We start from the raw sequence: 16,061 nt of genomic DNA on the forward strand, positions 1-16,061 counted from the left end.
AATATACTCTAAAGTTGACTTGAGATAGTGTCCTCTATAATGACCGCAATAGGTTCTTCCATTCATATCTTGTAGCCCGACACTCTTGGGGAATTTATATTCTCTATAATATCCTAAAATTTCAAAATAAAGTAACTATAAATATTACTTTTTTCTGAGTTATTACTAACATTAAAATAATCAAAGCAATGATTTTTGATTAATTTTAAGGATATGTTGTAGAGTTTCATTCCCTACTCTGTACGGTGCTAGAAGGTATTATCCTCTCTAGTTACCACGGGATTGGCATCGCAGCTTTCCCCGTTTTTGCCGGGTGATTAACGTGAGGCAAAATCAACTACCACACGGGTTTAACCCTAGACGAGCTAACCGATGTTCAAGTTCATCATTACTAATATTAGGATAGTGTTCTTGAAACCATTTTTTGGCGTTATCTTGTCCATAAGCTTTAATAAAATCACTCTTTATTTCTGGGGTTGAAACTAGATCGCGATTAGCACGAGCAACTGCTTCACCTGCCCACTGAATTGCACCTTCACCAGAATAAAACTGTTTTCTCACTGCCTCTACACATTCTTCTAATGTTGGTTTGTGGTGGAAAACATGGGTGTGATTTGCCATTCGCAGAGCATCTCTTTCTGGATCAATTCCCCAGTTACCGTTTTCATCTTGTCGCCAGAGATTATCCTTCGCTACAGCAAAGAGGCGATCGCTACTATTGCCCTGGCGCATCCCGGCACTGTTCGCTACTAAAATTCCCTGACAAACAAATTCATGGATACTGGCAACTTCAATATCATAAGTTGATGCTTCTCTCACATCCATCTCAACTTTTTTCACTTTTACTGGAATCAAATCTGTGGCATCAGCGATAAAGTTCTTGACAATGCGAACCATCATATGCTTGCGATTATTCCAATCAAAAGTATTCACTAAAGGTTGAGCCATTTCCCTGGGAAACCCGTGATCGTGGAAAAAATTAGGTCGCTTACGTTTTTTGACTGGAAACTGAGTAGAGTAAGTCATCATTACTTTTTCTACTGCTTCAAAAGCACTCTCACCTACAGTTACTAACTCACCTTCCCATTTTCCTGTTCGCTTGCGCACCGAACCACACAATCTCGTAGTGATTCCTAAAGATGCGTATAATGCTTGCACCTGTTGCAGGAAATCTTGGTAAACTGAAGCTACGAGTACACCCTGAGAATGACAACCATCTGCGTCTGCTAAACCAGCTAAATAAGCTTGACGAATTTCTGTTGTTCCCATCAGAATACAGTCAGGAATAATAATAGAAGTAAATGACTGTTTAAACTGTGACAGATATTTGTTAAGAGTGCTGCTGTTTAACTGAAGTTCATAAGCTTTGGTTTTACATTGTTCTGGGGTTCTCAGTGTATGTGTTTCTAAACCAAATTCTTGAGCAATATTAATCAGTCGTTCCAGAATTTCCCGACTATCCTGGTGGACTCGAAATCTGACTCGCCATCCATCTGAAGCAACCGATCCATCTCCATGCAAATATCCCAGAAAGTAAGCAACTTCACTGGTAAGAGCGGGTACTGTTATTGATTTTGCACCATGGGAGGTAACACCTTTCAACTCAGGGAGTTCGGTGGGAGTACCAGGTATTGCTTGAGGAACAAAAATCAGGCGATCGCCCTCCTGCAAGTCTTTAGCTTTAATCATTTTATAGTTACCATACAAATCTTGCAGCACGGCAACTTTATGATCGGCAGTACATTCAAAATATCCGTCTTCTGTTTGAATTCGACATAAAGACTGAGTACCCTGATCAAAGAAATTTGTTACGGGATAAAATCCTTTGCTGGTTAATACGCGATCGCCTATCCGAATTTTTTCAATTGGTACCAACCCTAATGCTGTATGTACTAAAGCACCTTCTGGTAAACAGCGGCGAATATTACCAGCAACAATTGTCACTGCAGCTTCGTCAATTAGCAGACAACACTCCACAGAATTTAATTGTCGCCCAATTGCTTGATTTAAAATATTCCCACAACGTTGATACAATTCTGGCAATTTTACCGGGTTGGCAACACCACCAAATCCTTTTAAAGGTTCTCCTGCAGCTCTAACATCGCTCAAATCAATAATGACTTTGACTTCACCGGAAAATCGTTCATCGGTTGACAATTCTAACAATGCCTGATATGAACCTACCCAACCTTGACGACTGTCACCGACATAAATTTCTACCTCGTCTCCATCGAATGTTAGTTCTGTGAACTCCCGACGTGACTCAGTAGGGGTAGAACCAATTTCACCCCGCAATATCAGATTTAGCTGATTTCTAATTGGTGGCAGTTGATTTATATAATCTCCTTCTAATACTGCTCCGGTACCGCAACCCATCATTGCTAGGTCCATTAATAGGCCAAAAGCACGCCAGTCCATTATATTTGTGGAGGAACAATTATAGGCCCCGGAAAAATTTTGTGGTTGTGTAATCCATTCTGTGCCGCCTACCCACAACCAACGGCCAGAGGACATAGCTTTTAGTTGACTCTGCATCCGATACAGTAAGTCTGTTTCTTCGGGGTAAGTTGGCCTAACTTTCTCAGGCCATTAATTGTGCGATCGCATACTTCTACCCAAGTCTCACGGCCATTTTCTGTTTTACGGCTATAAGTTCGATAAAATACTGGATTTGCTGTAGGTGCTGTTTCGGGGAATTCACCCTGATTTACTCTCTCTAGTTCTCGTACCATTTATGAAATAGAATCTTTTGGAAATAAGTGACAAGCTATGAGTGTAGCTATTTTTTATATATAGCGTCAAATTGTTGACAAATTTAACCTTTAACTCTATATCTTGATTGAGATTCCTAATATTTCAACTTTTTTAACTAACTATCAGAAATTCTATATTGGGCAACAATGGGTCTTGAATAACTCCTACTCCTTGGAAGTCCCACCTTTTTAATATTGCTTTTAACTGAGTAGGTGGAATAGATTCAATGGTGAAGCGATCGCTCAAGTCTGGAGCGTGGGTATTGAGGTAGCTGTGGGCATCAAAATCTTCTTGGAATAATAATAAAAATTTAACAGTCGAATCTGAGTCTGGATTGGCACTAATATAACTACCATCAACTTTAGAACGAAGTAGGTAATAAATTTGGGATAACATGGTTCAACAATGAATAATGAATAATTAATAATTAATAATTACCTCTCCTTGAAAATTATAGGATTGACTAATCATAAAAATTTTTATTTATTGTCCTCTTAAAAGTGGAGGCTTTAAATCACAATTTTTCGGTAATTTGTGCTTTGAGATACTATTTTTTTACTACTTATGTATGTAAGTGTTTTTCAAGGCTAGACTGATAAATGATAACTGAAATGGCTTATGTCTGAAAAATGATTAAAAATTGAATAATTAGTCTACTTGACAGTTAGTATAATAAAAGTTAGTATATCTAGTATTAAGAACCTCGAAAAATAAATAGCGATACATTTTTAATCGTTTCTAACTTGTTAGAAGTGTTTAAGAGGTTGTTTTTCATCTTTGCATGGTACCCCATCGACGCGCCTCGGAGAATCGCTGAAAGCCTGATTCTTTCGTTGACCCGCGTCGATGCCTTGCTAGTAAAGGGTTTGAGCCTTGTCATTTTGGCAATTTTTGCCTTGTTGACAAATTAATCAAAGGGGCGCGTCGATTTGGGGGTCTGAAACCCTTGCTACGTCGTAGCTCCAGAACCGAACTCTTTGGAAACCCTAATCCCTACTTAGGGATTGAAACATTAACTGTATTACTATCATAGATGTAATAGGTAAGGCTTTGGAAACCCTAATCCCTACTTAGGGATTGAAACCGTTACGCAGGCCACTTGACCAGTCACTTGTTTTTGCTTTGGAAACCCTAATCCCTACTTAGGGATTGAAACCATTTGGTGGAGAGTTGACAAAGTAATCCTGATATCCTTTGGAAACCCTAATCCCTACTTAGGGATTGAAACTTCTTGTGCTAACCTGTTGCTTTCTGAGTTTGGGTCCTTTGGAAACCCTAATCCCTACTTAGGGATTGAAACACAATCAAGAGGCTATATTGGAAACCTCATAAGCAACTCCTTTGGAAACCCTAATCCCTACTTAGGGATTGAAACCAGTGATCCAGCAAGACCTAAGTATAGGTTCTTCCACTTTGGAAACCCTAATCCCTAATTAGGGATTGAAACAACAGATTTAACAAAAGAAGTAGAGGAATTTGAGCTACTTTGGAAACCCTAATCCCTAATTAGGGATTGAAACAAAATCCTTTGTTCTCAGACATAAAATTTGCTCCAAACTCTGGAAACCCTAATCCCTACTTAGGGATTGAAACTCTCCTCTAAATGAGATAAGGTTTACATTTTTTTATACTCTGGAAACCCTAATCCCTACTTAGGGATTGAAACTTTTTACTCACGATAAATCAATCCTCTCAGAAATTCTGACTCTGGAAACCCTAATCCCTACTTAGGGATTGAAACTATTTCAAGCATTTGCTCGAATGAAATTTGGTTTGACATTCTCTGGAAACCCTAATCCCTACTTAGGGATTGAAACGATTTTCCACCACGCTGGTGGAAGGTGGGTTGAAAGCTCTGGAAACCCTAATCCCTACTTAGGGATTGAAACTCTTGTTGTTGTTTCCAATATTCAGACATTAGCAAACTCTGGAAACCCTAATCCCTACTTAGGGATTGAAACTGTTCTATCATCATTCGACGCTTCAACTCTTTAAGAACTTTGGAAACCCTAATCCCTACTTAGGGATTGAAACTCTATTGGTTCACCAAGACTGACACCAGGAGTATAATTTCCTTAATTATTAATTATTAATTATTAATTATTAATTATTGAAAAACCCTAATCCCTACTTAGGGATTGAAACTCTATTGGTTCACCAAGACTGACACCAGGAGTATAATTTCCTTAATTATTAATTATTAATTATTAATTATTAATTATTGAAAAACCCTAATCCCTACTTAGGGATTGAAGCTGTAAGTTGGGTGGCTCACATAAACGGGAAAAACTTTACAAACCTAAAATCTCTAAAATTAGAGATTGAAACAATTTTTCACCCCTAACTCCAGAAATGACGATGAAACAAATCACTCTTGCAGAACTTCCCGAACCCATCCAAAACCTAATTAACCAAGCACAAAAAACAGGTGAACCCTTAACTATCATCCAAGATGGCATTCCCTTCGCTATTATTTCCCCTGTCAAGAAAAAATCCCTCCTGCAAACCCTTTCTACCCTCGAACCTTTAGATGAAGAATTTCCAGATGTGGACGAAGGATCATTACCTTTAAATAACATCAACTTGTCAAAATGAGTTATTTATATTTATTAGATACAAATATCATTTTAATGAATATGATAGGAACAAAACTACCAACAAATACATGGGTAATAGCTACCTGGGATGAATTTATTGAGATGACGGAAAACCCTGCCTATCAAAAAGCTAAATGCTATTACCACAATGAGTATATCAGAATTGAAACCATACCCATAGGACCTAATCATTCCAGAGATAATGCTACTATTCTATTTGCCATAAATCTTTTTTGCACTATCAAAAGTCTGGCTTTCAATAGTTTGGATAACTGTAGTTATAGGATGGTAGGAGTCAGAGAATGTCAACCAGATATATCTTATTATATTGGCGAGCGTGCGAAGTTAGCACCGAAGGGAACAGCTATTACAAATCTTGGTACCACACCACCACCAGATTTAGTTATAGAAATTGCTGATTCTACTTTAGCTGATGATATTGGTCAAAAAAGGTTGCTTTATGAGGAAATACAAGTAGCAGAATATTGGGTGGTGGATGTACAAAAAGCAGAAATTATTGCTTTTGCTATTATCGACAATAATGGTAGTAAGCGAATTAAAGAATCGTTAGTTTTATCGGGGTTGAATATTGCTATATTGGAAACTGCTTTAAGTCGCAGTCGGACGGAAGACCAAGCACAGGTAGGAAGTTGGTTATTAGAGTGTTTTTCAGAATTAACCAAACACAAAGATAATTAATAATTAATAATTAATAATTAATAATTAGAGATAGTTTTCCCATTAATAAAGAATATTAAAAAGAATGAAGTAAGCATTAGTTTAATTTCTACTACATTTTAAACTCTATCAGGACTTACGCAGAGACTACATATATAGCGAGGGCAAATGCCATTCACCCCTACAGACGGTGGTTTAAAAGTCAGTTTGTGTAAATTCTGTCTGTAAAGGGTAATGTAAATGTGGCTCGATAAACTGCTAAGGTTAAGTGATGAGCTTTTAGCCATACTTTATAATTATGTGAAATTTATCAATTGCTTTTTTCTCCTTTTTTATAAGGTAATAAAGCTAATAGCTGATAGCTGATAGCTGACCGCTGTTTGCGCAGCATTCCGCAGGAAATGCTTACATTATAATCAACTTAAAATTCCCCTTTTCAACCCCTTTAAAATAGCCAAAACTGTCACTAAATCATCCCCTCTTCTTAAGCTAAATTCATCAGACAAAGCATACTCAAACTGTTCCCCTTTTACCAACTTTAAAAAGATAAAGTTACTACCATTATTCACCAGTCCAAACAAAGATTTATCTGCATGAGGACTTCCTAACATATAAGCTAAACATTTTAGAATTTAGAATTTAGAATTTAGAATTTAGAATTTAGAATTACCTCTCCTTGAAAAGAAAAGGTAATTATTAATTATTAATTATTAATTATTAATTATTAATTGTTGAACATATCTTCCACCATAGGACGCATCGCTAAATTAAAATAATTATTTTTAACCCGATGTAATTGTTGTTTTTCTCTTTCATTAATCTCTAGTAAATTATCAAAATAATTGGGTCTAATACCCTCCCTTTTAAGGCAAAACGTTTTTTGAGAGTTGCTCAAATCCCCGTTACAAAAACAACTTCTGACTTCTGACTTCTGACTTCTGACTTCGTTAACTTGCCATTCCCTAAAAAAAGCAGGATTTTCACTCAATTTAAAATTAAATTTATCTATCAAATCATAAAGCGTAACTCGTTCTGCTTGTATTGTTTCTGTCATAATATTTGATAAATCTTTGCTACAAATATTTAGGTTACTGCTTAGGAGTCAGGAGACAGGAGTCAGAATGAATAGGTTTGATACCATTTTTTATTTAGTAATTTACAGGGTATTTCATATTAGTAAGGTACACCTATCGCGGGCAAGATGCCCACACTACAAACACTTTATCATTCTTATCGGTAATTTTTAGAAATATCTACTTCAGATTTTCCAATTTAATCCTTGGATCTACAGCTTTCAACAGTAAATCAGCCAATAAATTACCAATAATTAACATCAAAGCACCCATCATTAAACTTGCCATAACTAAATATAAATCCTGATTTCTTACTGCCTCTAAAATTAAAGTTCCTAAACCAGGCCAATTAAAGAAATATTCAGCTATAAACGAACCACCTAATAAACTGGCAAATTCAAATCCCAATAGTGTGATTAAAGGATTTATGGCATTTCTCAAGGCATGAACATAAATCACTCGATTCTCTGGAAGACCTTTAGCTCTTGCAGTTTGAATATAATTTTGTCGTAAAACATCCAATAATTGCCCCCGCATTAATCTCTGTAAACCTGCAAAACTGGTAATACTTAAAGCAACAGTTGGCAAAATCATATGCCAACCCATATCTAAAATTTTACCGACAAAAGATAGCTCATCATAATCAATACTTTGCATTCCTCCCACTGGTAATAAAGGAGAAAGATTTTGAGCTAAAAATAATAATAATAGAGCAGTAATAAAACTAGGAAAACCTTGACCTGTGTAACTAATTAATTGGAGAAAACGGTCTAAAAAACGGTTTTGATTAACTCCAGCAATAATACCAAGAGGAATAGCGATCGCCCAGGTCATTATTAAGGAAGAAATTGACAAAACTAAGGTTGCGGGTATTCGTTCCCATAATAGAGCGGACACTGGTTGTTGAAAGACAAAACTCCTACCAAAATTGCCACTGGTAATAATTTGTGTTAACCAACGTAAATATTGTTCTAAAGGAGATTTATCTAAACCAAATTGTTGCTCAAGTTGTTGAATAGTATCCTGAGAAATTTGAGGATTTTGACTTAAAGTATCTATATAACTACCTGGAGCTAACTGAATTATTGCAAAACACAAAGCAGATGCGAGAAATAAAGTCAAAATTGCTTGCAATAATCTCTTTAAAACATAAGCAAAAGTTTCACTGGCAATTAGTTGTTTTAGCTTGTTATACTTCAATTTTTTATCCATTAGCTTGCAGAAGGAAGAAGGAAGAAGGAAGAAGGAAGAAAGCTTTAGTTATCTAGGGAAGAAGGGGTTTATATTAGGATAATTACTAATAATAAAGTTTTTGTTTGTAGTTGGGCTTTAGCCCTTACAATAGTTAGCTAATAATTAAGGTAAAAATTCTCTCCTTTAAAGGAGAAACAAGAAAAAAATTTCTTTGAGTCAATTCAATCATTTTTCAAAGAGAGGTAATTATTAATTAGGGTTTGCTGATTAAATATAAAAGCATTGATAGATAAAGGTTTTAGCTGTTTTAGGTTTAAAAAAGTGCCCCTGTTTTCGGTAAAGATTGCTCAAAACACTAGCATTTTGTGCAAGAGTTGGGTAGAAAAATTAAGGGACAAAACGCCCGCTCCTAGCTCTTCTACATTCCCATTTCTCCTGTCTCCTGTCTCCTGTCTCCTGTCTCCTACAAAGAGCAAAAAGACTTTTTCAGCAAACCCTAATTATTAATTATTAATTGTTGAAAGTAGACTCCACTAAGTGTGAGGTACAGTCTGAAGCGGACAAGATGCCTACTGTTAAAAGCAAAATCTAACCTTGCCTGAGCTTTACAGCGCTTTTGTTAAATAACTAAAACCTCGTCAGGGCGAATGCCATTCGCCCCTACTATATTGATCATTTTTTATAGTTAATTAACCGAAGTTATACTTAGTTGCTGACTCCTAATTTTCAATTAATATTCAATCAAACTAACAATTGGCACTTCTGGCAATTTCTGACGCCCACCCAAGTCTTTTAACTCAATAACAAAGCCAAACCCTACTAAATTACAATTTGCTTTTTCAATTAATTGAGCTGTAGCTCCTGCTGTACCACCTGTAGCTAATAAATCATCAATTACTAAAACTCTACTACCTGCTGCCATAGCATCTTGGTGTATTTCCAGCGTATCTTGGCCATACTCTAAATCATAAGTAACTGAATATACTGCTGCTGGTAATTTTCCCGGTTTACGCACTGGTACAAAACCTACATTCAACTTATAAGCTAAGGGGGTAGCAAAAATAAAGCCCCGAGATTCCATACCTACTATATAGTTTGGTTGAAATTCTGAGCACTTTTCTGCCAAAATGTCAATAGTATAACGTAAACCTTCTGGGTCACTGAGAAGGGTAGTAATATCTCGGAATAAAATTCCTGATTTGGGAAAATTGGGAATTTCGCGAATTAAATTTTTTAAGTCCATAGATTTTAGTCAAAAGTTAAAAATAGAAAGTCAAAAGTCAAAAGTCAAAAGTTATAAGATGTTAGATAAATTCAAAAAATTCCTCAGTGGGAAAAGTCAGGAGTAGGGGCGTTAACGATAGTATATGATTTTATATTTTGCGTAAGTCTTGATTAATGATTCTAATTTAGACTTAGTATAAAATTTATATAGCAATCCTATTTTATTTGTGTATAAAAATCTTACCGCTTTTAGGGAAAAGGTAACAGAGAACAGTGAACAGGCGGGAGTTTAAGTTTTTTTATCTACTTTTTGATTACCCGCAACCTATTTAGGATTGCTATAGTTGGGTGTTGTTCTTTATCATAATTAATATTATTTAGTTGTATTGACATTTTTACCAAAATAGTATAACGAAGTATTGAATATTGGCAATAAATAAAGTAATGGAATTGAAAACTGCCCCCAGTCCGTCCACACCATTAGTATTGAATAATTTACCAGATATACTTCTCCCCGATAGTGGGTGTCCCCGTAGAACTAAAACCCAAATTGATTTAATTCTTTTGGCCGTTGAAGCTTTGCAACTTGGAGGAGCTGAAGTTATGCTGAAAGTTGTCAAAGACCTAGAGCTACAAGGGATTATTCCAAATCGGGTTTTTTTGTGGCGACTGCGTAGTACAAATCCTCTACGTCTTAATAGTCAACGTCGTCCCTTGACATTGAATGAAGCTAAAGCTTTAGTGATTATTACTGGTCATTTGGCCAAACGTTTAACTGTTCCGATTCGTAAACTTTTGTTTGACTACGAGCAGTTAAATCAAAAACAGTTACCCATAGAAAATCATTTACAATTATCTTTTTATTTAGAACAGTTTAGAGCGCATTTTCGCAGTCGTATGAACCCTAGGCGGTCTGGTGTAATGGCCTACAATTCAGAGGAAAAGTTAAATCAACTGGGATTAGAGTTATTGGGTAAATTATTATTCTGTACTGGTACAACGGGTATGCAAAGGTTTTGGATTAGTCTGTTTGATGGGGAAGTTAGTTAAAGGAGGGAACAGGGAACAGGGAACAGGGAACAGGGAACAGGGAGAAATATAAGAACAGAATGTTACTTTTTGTGAGTTATTGTATTATACAAAAATAATGCTCTTCTTCATGAAGACTTTAGTTATTAAGTAATAATAATCGTCCAGTAATTTTTGTAACGATTATCGTCATTAAACTAAGATATCTTATGTCTTTGAACTCTACTCTCTACTCCCTTTTTCCCCTCCACCGGAGGGGGAGGGGCGAGGGTGGGTCCCTACTCCCTACTCTCAAGGAGATGTAGCAAGACTTTTGAGATTTGGTATTAGTTTTAGTTTTATGGAGCAGAAGTGCAATGACGATTCAACGTCAGTACAGTTTGCCTAACTGTAAATTGGTTTTACAAGGTTTGAGTGAAACTGGAAGTCCTAATTTAAGTCAAGGACAGGTATTATCTATTTTGACTAATGCTGAATGTCATATTCAAGGCCAAGAACCATCATTAACTGGGGGGCGAGATTTTTTTGAGAGCTTGGTAAGACAGGTGAGTAGTTATGCTCAAGAATTTCTCAGTGGAATATCTTTGCCTAGACATCAAAGTGAAAGTCAAGAGTTGGTGCATTTACAGAGAATAGATACTAATCTACACAGATTGACAGTTTTTGACGGCAATGTTCCAGAGCAAAAACCTGGAAGAGTTGTTGATTTAAACACAGTCCAACTATTTGATTTGGTTGAGGCGGTGGACCAGTTTTTTGCTGATTCTTTGACTTTACCTGGTTTCTCTCTGGCAGTAAAACCTGTTTCTCGAAAAGAGGCAAAATTAGGAGAACCTGTAGCTCAGAAAGTTATACCTGCTGCTGTGGGAATGTCTGGTTTGGCATTGGCTAGTTTGGCCTTATTCTTTGTCCCTATTCCAGAGGTACAACGTCCTAAAGATCCTCAACCACAGTCAAATGAAAGTATTAATAATTTAGAGGCGTCTCCTAACAGTACTTCAGAACCTGGTTTTAATCCTACCCCTACACCTGAAGGTTTGGACTCATCACCGGATGCCACTATTAATTCATCAGATGAAGTGGATGGGGTAGATACTTCTGAGGAGACCCTGACTGAAGAAAATTCAGAGACATCTTTGACTACCAGTTCCAAAATTACCGACCAAGCAGAGATTCAACGATTAGAGAATTTACTCTTGGAAAAAATTAATAACGCTTGGACAATACCAATTAATGAAGCTTTGATTTATCGTGTGACAGTAGCTTCGGATGGTTCTATAATTGGCTATAAGCCTATAAATCCGGCCGCTGCTGATGAGGTAGATAAAACTTCTCTGCCAGATTTACTCGATAAGAAAGCATTAGGTGAGGAGAATAATCAATCTATAGTTGAGTTTAAGGTGTTGTTTCAAGAAAATGGTTTACTGGAAGTAGAACCTTGGTAATTGAAGAATTCAGAATTTAGAATTCAGAATTTAGAATTGAGAATTCAGAAGTTATTTTTGTAACGGGAATTTGAGCAACCCTCCAAAAATATTTCGCCTTAAAAGGGGGGGTTTTAGACCCATATTATTCAGAATTTAGAATTGAGAATTCAGAATTTAGAATTGAGAACTTATCTTTTGTAACTTCGCCTTAAAAGGGGGGGTTTTAGAACCATATTATTCAGAATTGAGAATTGAGAATTCAGAATTTAGAATTGAGAACTTATCTTTTGTAACTTCGCCTTAAAAGGGGGGGTTTTAGACCCATATTATTCAGAATTTAGAATTGAGAATTCAGAATTGAGAATTGAGAACTTATCTTTTGTAACGCAGATTTGAGCAACCCTCCAAAAATATTTCGCCTTAAAAGGGGGGGTTTTAGAACCATATTATTCAGAATTGAGAATTGAGAATTCAGAATTTAGAATTGAGAACTTATCTTTGTAACTTCGCCTTAAAAGGGGGGGTTTTAGACCCATATTATTCAGAATTGAGAATTGAGAATTCAGAATTTAGAATTGAGAACTTATCTTTTGTAACGCAGATTTGAGCAAACCTCCAAAAATATTTCGCCTTAAAAGGGGGGGTTTTAGACCCATATTATTCAGAATTTAGAATTGAGAACTTATCTTTTGTAACGCAGATTTGAGCAACCCTCCAAAAATATTTCGCCTTAAAAGGGGGGGTTTTAGACCCATATTATTTTGATAAGAAATTTCTGAAAATTTTGTGGGGAGCAGGGGAGCGGGGAGCAGGGGAGCAGGGAGTAGGGGAGAAGAGAGAAAGAGCCAATTTAGCTAAGTAAAACTATTTAAGTTTTCCAAAAATTTACTTTTCAATACATGATTTTTGAGGAAAAAGCCTCTCAAACACAAACACATAACTTGTTTATTTTGTCAAGTTTAATCTTAAGAAAGATGTTGATAAAGCATAGGACTTTCCTAGTTCATGCTGCGCAAACAGGTAGAGGTACTGATAACTGTTAACGCAGTTCCTCCGATAGGAGGCTAACTGATAACTGATAACTGAAATGACAGTGGGGTATTCAACCCGCAAAAGAAAAGATAAAGTTATACTCCAGTATATTGTCTTATGTATCAAATTCAGTTTTTGAGGTAGTATCAAATCAGAATAATCATCGAATGGAAAAACCGTGAGTAAATCTTCTCCCGACCGGACTCCTAATACTAGGTCTCCGGGGATGGGTTTGTTAATACTATCCTTAATATTTCGATTTTTACTACTGGTGGTAGCTAGCGGTTTTTCCTGGGTTTTGGGAATGGCGATCGCTTTTCAATATCCTTCTACTACCCAAGAGATACCCATAGCAGAAAAATTACTCCGTGGTGTTAGAAGTATAGTATCTCAGAAAAAGTTACCTCAGTCCTCAAGGTCTACCCCTGTATCTACTCCAGAAATTATTACGCCTCAAGTTGAACTGACTCAAGCACAAAGAAAGGAACTACAAACAGAGCTTCAAGAGTTACAAACAGAGTTAAATAATTTAATTGGTCGTACCAGGACTTTAGAAAATCAACTAGGTGTGAGAAAATCGGATGGAAATTTAGAGGCAAGATTGGACATAATATCTCAACAGTTAGCTTTGCCTATATCTGCTGGTAAGAATAAAGAAGTAATAAGTAAATCTTCTCAACCAGTTTTTAGTGAAAATACAATGATGGTTACTCTTCCTAGTGATGTTTTGTTTGAGTCTGATAGTAATACAATTCGTTCTGAGGGAAGGTCAATTTTAGATAATTTAATTAGTGAATTGAAAAATTATCCAGAAATGACAATTAGTGTTTCTGGTCATACTGATAATCTAGGTAAAGTCAAGGTAAATCAGGAAAAATCATTTTTGCAGGCAGAAAGAGTAGCAGAATATTTCTCAAAAAATATGGGCGATCGCTACCGTTTTTTGGTTATTGGTTATGGAGAATCTAATCCTATAGTAGAAAATAATTCTAAGACTAATCGCCAACGTAATCGTAGGATTGAGGTGAAAATTCATAAAAAATAAGGAAGAGGGAAGAGGATTAACGAAGTCAGAAGTCAGAACTCAGAAGTCAGAAGTTATTTTTGTAACGAAGATTTAACAAAAATATTTCGTCTGAAAAGGCGGGGTTTTAGACCCAATTATTGCTCTGCTGATTAAATCTAAAAGCATTGACATATTACAGCGGTTTTCATTTCAGTAGACCACAGTAGGGGTGAATGGCATTCGCACTTTTGGTTATGAGGATGTGTTCATCAATTTGAAAAGCACTTTCAATAATTAATAATTAGGGTTTGCGCTCAAAAATCTTTTAGTAGGAGCAGGAGACAGCTATTGTCTCCTGTTTATAGTCCATGTTTTCCAGCTTTAGCAAGCAGCAGTATTATCAGATTCAGTATTATCAACTTCAAAGCGATCGGCATCAGGCAACTCTCTCTCTACCCTCCGTAACTCTGGAGTACGATAGGCAACTAACACTGCCCCAATATTCAATAGACCCATCAATACAAATAATAAAGCCATTCCCCGGCCATCTCCAACTCCAATAATTCTTCCTACGCTACTTGCTAACATTCCATTTTCACTCATCAATGGTTTCATAAATTCCACTAAAGGTGCTGCACTTAAATGAGTAATTACTAATAAAGACTTTTCCATCATATTCTGCAACGCAAAAACTCGTCCTTGTAAATCTTGAGGTACTTTCTTTTGCCAAATCGTATGATTCAAACTAACAATAACTGCCCTAGAAAATAAATAGCCAAAACCACCAATTGCAGCTAATATTACAGCAGTTTTGAATCCTCCTAAACATAAACATAATCCCTGGATAAATGTAAAAATTAAAATTCCTTCTATTCGACGCTTAGTACCTCCCCATAAACTTACTGTGGCACTACCTAGTAACATTCCAATGCCACTAACAGACATTACCATTCCTAATTCTTTTTCAGAAGCAAAACTTAATACCATTGGGAAGAATAAAACTTGCAATACTCCCGCACTTAGGTAGATAACACCAAAGAATATAGTCAACTTCCGTAAACCAGAACGTATAACTACATAATTCCAACCTGAAACAACTTCCTGCCATAACTCTTCAATACTAACTCTACGTCTGGTAATTTTCTTTTCTCTTCTCGGGAATTTTATACTCAACAGAGTCAACAACCCAAACAGATAAGTACCAAAGTCTACTAATAATACTCCATGAAGATGGATTTTAATAATCAAGAATCCAGCTATAGTTGGACCTAGTATTCTTGCTGTTGCCATTGCACCTTGTACCATGCCATTGGCGCGACTCAGGTTTTGCACTGGAACAAGTTGAGGGATGGTAGAGATGTAAGCTGGCCATTGAAAAGCGTTGCAGACGGAACTAATACCTACTGCTATATAAATATGCCAAACTTGCAGTTGCCCGGAGAAGACCAATAACATTACTGCAAATGCTGTTACTCCAGTGATTGAGTCACTGACAATCATTACCCTGCGATGACTCCAGCGGTCTACCATTGCACCAGCAAATGGTGAAATTAAGAGACTAGGTAGATGAATGAATAAGGATAACAGAGTATAATGGGTAATTGAATCTGTGGTTTGATAAACCCATACTGCTAGAGCGAATTCACTCAGACTAGAACCGAATAGGGAAACAATTTGTCCCAACCAGATAAATAAGAATGTTTGCATAACCTTGAGTTGCTAGAGGAATGGAAAAAGAATGGAATAGCATTAATTCAGTAGACTTATTAATACCTAATTATAACTTCCTAAAGTTATCTGATTAAGTATGTGTTAATCTGTGGATTTTTTTGATGACTGCTACAGCTATTAAAAATTTCGTTTTTGCCTGATGGATTAATTTTCTGCTAGCTATTCAAGTAGATTTACCTAATTAAATTAATAACTACAATTATTTGGTTTATTAGGTTTTTAGTTTATTAGGTTTTTAACTAATAGTATTTTTAGTATCTCTATTTACTTTAACTGGATATTTTTTAACTAGCTTAAAGATTATATTGTCTTAATA

14 protein-coding genes are annotated in these 16,061 nt (G+C 36.1%); 6 read left to right on the forward strand and 8 right to left on the reverse strand.

Annotated elements, in window-relative coordinates; genetic code table 11:
• Nucleotides 1-333: 333 nt before the first annotated feature.
• From SAGCYANO_RS40135 to SAGCYANO_RS40140, 3 genes are all read right to left on the reverse strand, one after another.
• Nucleotides 334-2,535 carry an LAGLIDADG family homing endonuclease gene (locus SAGCYANO_RS40135; RefSeq protein WP_375340090.1) on the reverse strand — a complete coding sequence of 734 codons (2,202 nt, stop codon included), beginning with the start codon at nt 2,533-2,535 and terminating at the stop codon, nt 334-336.
• Nucleotides 2,520-2,732 carry a hypothetical protein gene (locus tag SAGCYANO_RS51140; protein WP_375340091.1) on the reverse strand — a complete coding sequence of 71 codons (213 nt, stop codon included), beginning with the start codon at nt 2,730-2,732 and terminating at the stop codon, nt 2,520-2,522. Before SAGCYANO_RS51140 ends, SAGCYANO_RS40135 begins: the two co-directional genes overlap by 16 nt.
• 133 nt (nt 2,733-2,865) lie before the next feature.
• Complete coding sequence (locus SAGCYANO_RS40140; protein ID WP_202225117.1) at nt 2,866-3,150, reverse strand: hypothetical protein; 285 nt, start codon at nt 3,148-3,150, stop codon at nt 2,866-2,868.
• 1,962 nt (nt 3,151-5,112) lie between these two features.
• Between SAGCYANO_RS40140 and SAGCYANO_RS40145 the strand changes: the two genes are divergently transcribed.
• Both SAGCYANO_RS40145 and SAGCYANO_RS40150 read left to right on the forward strand, forming a co-directional pair.
• Nucleotides 5,113-5,349: a type II toxin-antitoxin system Phd/YefM family antitoxin gene (locus SAGCYANO_RS40145; protein WP_202225231.1), complete on the forward strand. Its 237-nt coding sequence runs from the start codon at nt 5,113-5,115 to the stop codon at nt 5,347-5,349.
• Nucleotides 5,346-6,050, forward strand: coding sequence for a Uma2 family endonuclease (locus tag SAGCYANO_RS40150; protein WP_237397151.1), 705 nt, complete (start codon nt 5,346-5,348; stop codon nt 6,048-6,050). Before SAGCYANO_RS40145 ends, SAGCYANO_RS40150 begins: the two co-directional genes overlap by 4 nt.
• Before the next feature lie 395 nt (nt 6,051-6,445).
• On the opposite strand, the gene SAGCYANO_RS40155 is transcribed toward SAGCYANO_RS40150, so the two are convergent.
• The 3 genes from SAGCYANO_RS40155 to SAGCYANO_RS40165 form a co-directional block, all read right to left on the reverse strand.
• On the reverse strand, nt 6,446-6,640 hold the full coding sequence (locus SAGCYANO_RS40155; RefSeq protein WP_202225119.1) for a hypothetical protein: 195 nt from the start codon (nt 6,638-6,640) through the stop codon (nt 6,446-6,448).
• 113 nt (nt 6,641-6,753) lie between these two features.
• Complete coding sequence (locus tag SAGCYANO_RS40160; RefSeq protein WP_202225120.1) at nt 6,754-7,083, reverse strand: hypothetical protein; 330 nt, start codon at nt 7,081-7,083, stop codon at nt 6,754-6,756.
• Between the two features lie 199 nt (nt 7,084-7,282).
• Nucleotides 7,283-8,236 carry an ABC transporter permease gene (locus SAGCYANO_RS40165; protein WP_237397152.1) on the reverse strand — a complete coding sequence of 318 codons (954 nt, stop codon included), beginning with the start codon at nt 8,234-8,236 and terminating at the stop codon, nt 7,283-7,285.
• Here SAGCYANO_RS40165 and SAGCYANO_RS46820 point away from each other — a divergent pair.
• Entirely contained in the window at nt 8,227-8,370 is a 144-nt protein-coding gene (locus SAGCYANO_RS46820) for a hypothetical protein (protein ID WP_237397153.1), read from the forward strand. The genes SAGCYANO_RS40165 and SAGCYANO_RS46820 overlap by 10 nt on opposite strands.
• A 656-nt stretch (nt 8,371-9,026) precedes the next feature.
• On the opposite strand, the gene SAGCYANO_RS40170 is transcribed toward SAGCYANO_RS46820, so the two are convergent.
• The gene (locus SAGCYANO_RS40170; RefSeq protein ID WP_202225122.1) at nt 9,027-9,539 is read right to left on the reverse strand and encodes an adenine phosphoribosyltransferase; all 513 of its coding nucleotides are present in this window, start codon (nt 9,537-9,539) and stop codon (nt 9,027-9,029) included.
• Nucleotides 9,540-9,964: 425 nt separating this feature from the next.
• Between SAGCYANO_RS40170 and SAGCYANO_RS40175 the strand changes: the two genes are divergently transcribed.
• The 3 genes from SAGCYANO_RS40175 to SAGCYANO_RS40185 all read left to right on the forward strand — a co-directional run bounded on the left by SAGCYANO_RS40175 (nt 9,965) and on the right by SAGCYANO_RS40185 (nt 14,053).
• Entirely contained in the window at nt 9,965-10,570 is a 606-nt protein-coding gene (locus SAGCYANO_RS40175; RefSeq protein WP_202225123.1) for a DUF3038 domain-containing protein, read from the forward strand.
• 335 nt (nt 10,571-10,905) lie between these two features.
• Nucleotides 10,906-11,994 (forward strand): DUF4335 domain-containing protein, encoded by a 1,089-nt coding sequence (locus SAGCYANO_RS40180; protein ID WP_202225124.1) that lies wholly within the window; start codon nt 10,906-10,908, stop codon nt 11,992-11,994.
• 1,192 nt (nt 11,995-13,186) lie between these two features.
• Entirely contained in the window at nt 13,187-14,053 is an 867-nt protein-coding gene (locus SAGCYANO_RS40185) for an OmpA family protein (protein WP_237397154.1), read from the forward strand.
• A 342-nt stretch (nt 14,054-14,395) separates the two neighbouring features.
• On the opposite strand, the gene SAGCYANO_RS40190 is transcribed toward SAGCYANO_RS40185, so the two are convergent.
• Nucleotides 14,396-15,721: an MFS transporter gene (locus SAGCYANO_RS40190; protein WP_202225125.1), complete on the reverse strand. Its 1,326-nt coding sequence runs from the start codon at nt 15,719-15,721 to the stop codon at nt 14,396-14,398.
• Nucleotides 15,722-16,061 lie beyond the last annotated feature (340 nt).

The sequence above is a fragment of the Okeania sp. KiyG1 genome (assembly GCF_014132355.1).
Classification (GTDB): domain Bacteria; phylum Cyanobacteriota; class Cyanobacteriia; order Cyanobacteriales; family Microcoleaceae; genus Okeania.

What these genes read in the sequence shown, in the direction of transcription:
- SAGCYANO_RS40145 (WP_202225231.1), top strand. Translation starts at nt 5,113, where the DNA reads ATGAAACAAATCACTCTTGCAGAACTTCCCGAACCCATCCAAAACCTA.
- SAGCYANO_RS40150 (WP_237397151.1), top strand. Translation starts at nt 5,346, where the DNA reads ATGAGTTATTTATATTTATTAGATACAAATATCATTTTAATGAATATG.
- SAGCYANO_RS40190 (WP_202225125.1), bottom strand. Translation starts at nt 15,721, where the DNA reads ATGCAAACATTCTTATTTATCTGGTTGGGACAAATTGTTTCCCTATTC.
- SAGCYANO_RS40135 (WP_375340090.1), bottom strand. Translation starts at nt 2,535, where the DNA reads ATGCAGAGTCAACTAAAAGCTATGTCCTCTGGCCGTTGGTTGTGGGTA.
- SAGCYANO_RS40175 (WP_202225123.1), top strand. Translation starts at nt 9,965, where the DNA reads ATGGAATTGAAAACTGCCCCCAGTCCGTCCACACCATTAGTATTGAAT.
- SAGCYANO_RS40160 (WP_202225120.1), bottom strand. Translation starts at nt 7,083, where the DNA reads ATGACAGAAACAATACAAGCAGAACGAGTTACGCTTTATGATTTGATA.
- SAGCYANO_RS40170 (WP_202225122.1), bottom strand. Translation starts at nt 9,539, where the DNA reads ATGGACTTAAAAAATTTAATTCGCGAAATTCCCAATTTTCCCAAATCA.
- SAGCYANO_RS40140 (WP_202225117.1), bottom strand. Translation starts at nt 3,150, where the DNA reads ATGTTATCCCAAATTTATTACCTACTTCGTTCTAAAGTTGATGGTAGT.
- SAGCYANO_RS40155 (WP_202225119.1), bottom strand. Translation starts at nt 6,640, where the DNA reads ATGTTAGGAAGTCCTCATGCAGATAAATCTTTGTTTGGACTGGTGAAT.
- SAGCYANO_RS51140 (WP_375340091.1), bottom strand. Translation starts at nt 2,732, where the DNA reads ATGGTACGAGAACTAGAGAGAGTAAATCAGGGTGAATTCCCCGAAACA.
- SAGCYANO_RS40180 (WP_202225124.1), top strand. Translation starts at nt 10,906, where the DNA reads ATGACGATTCAACGTCAGTACAGTTTGCCTAACTGTAAATTGGTTTTA.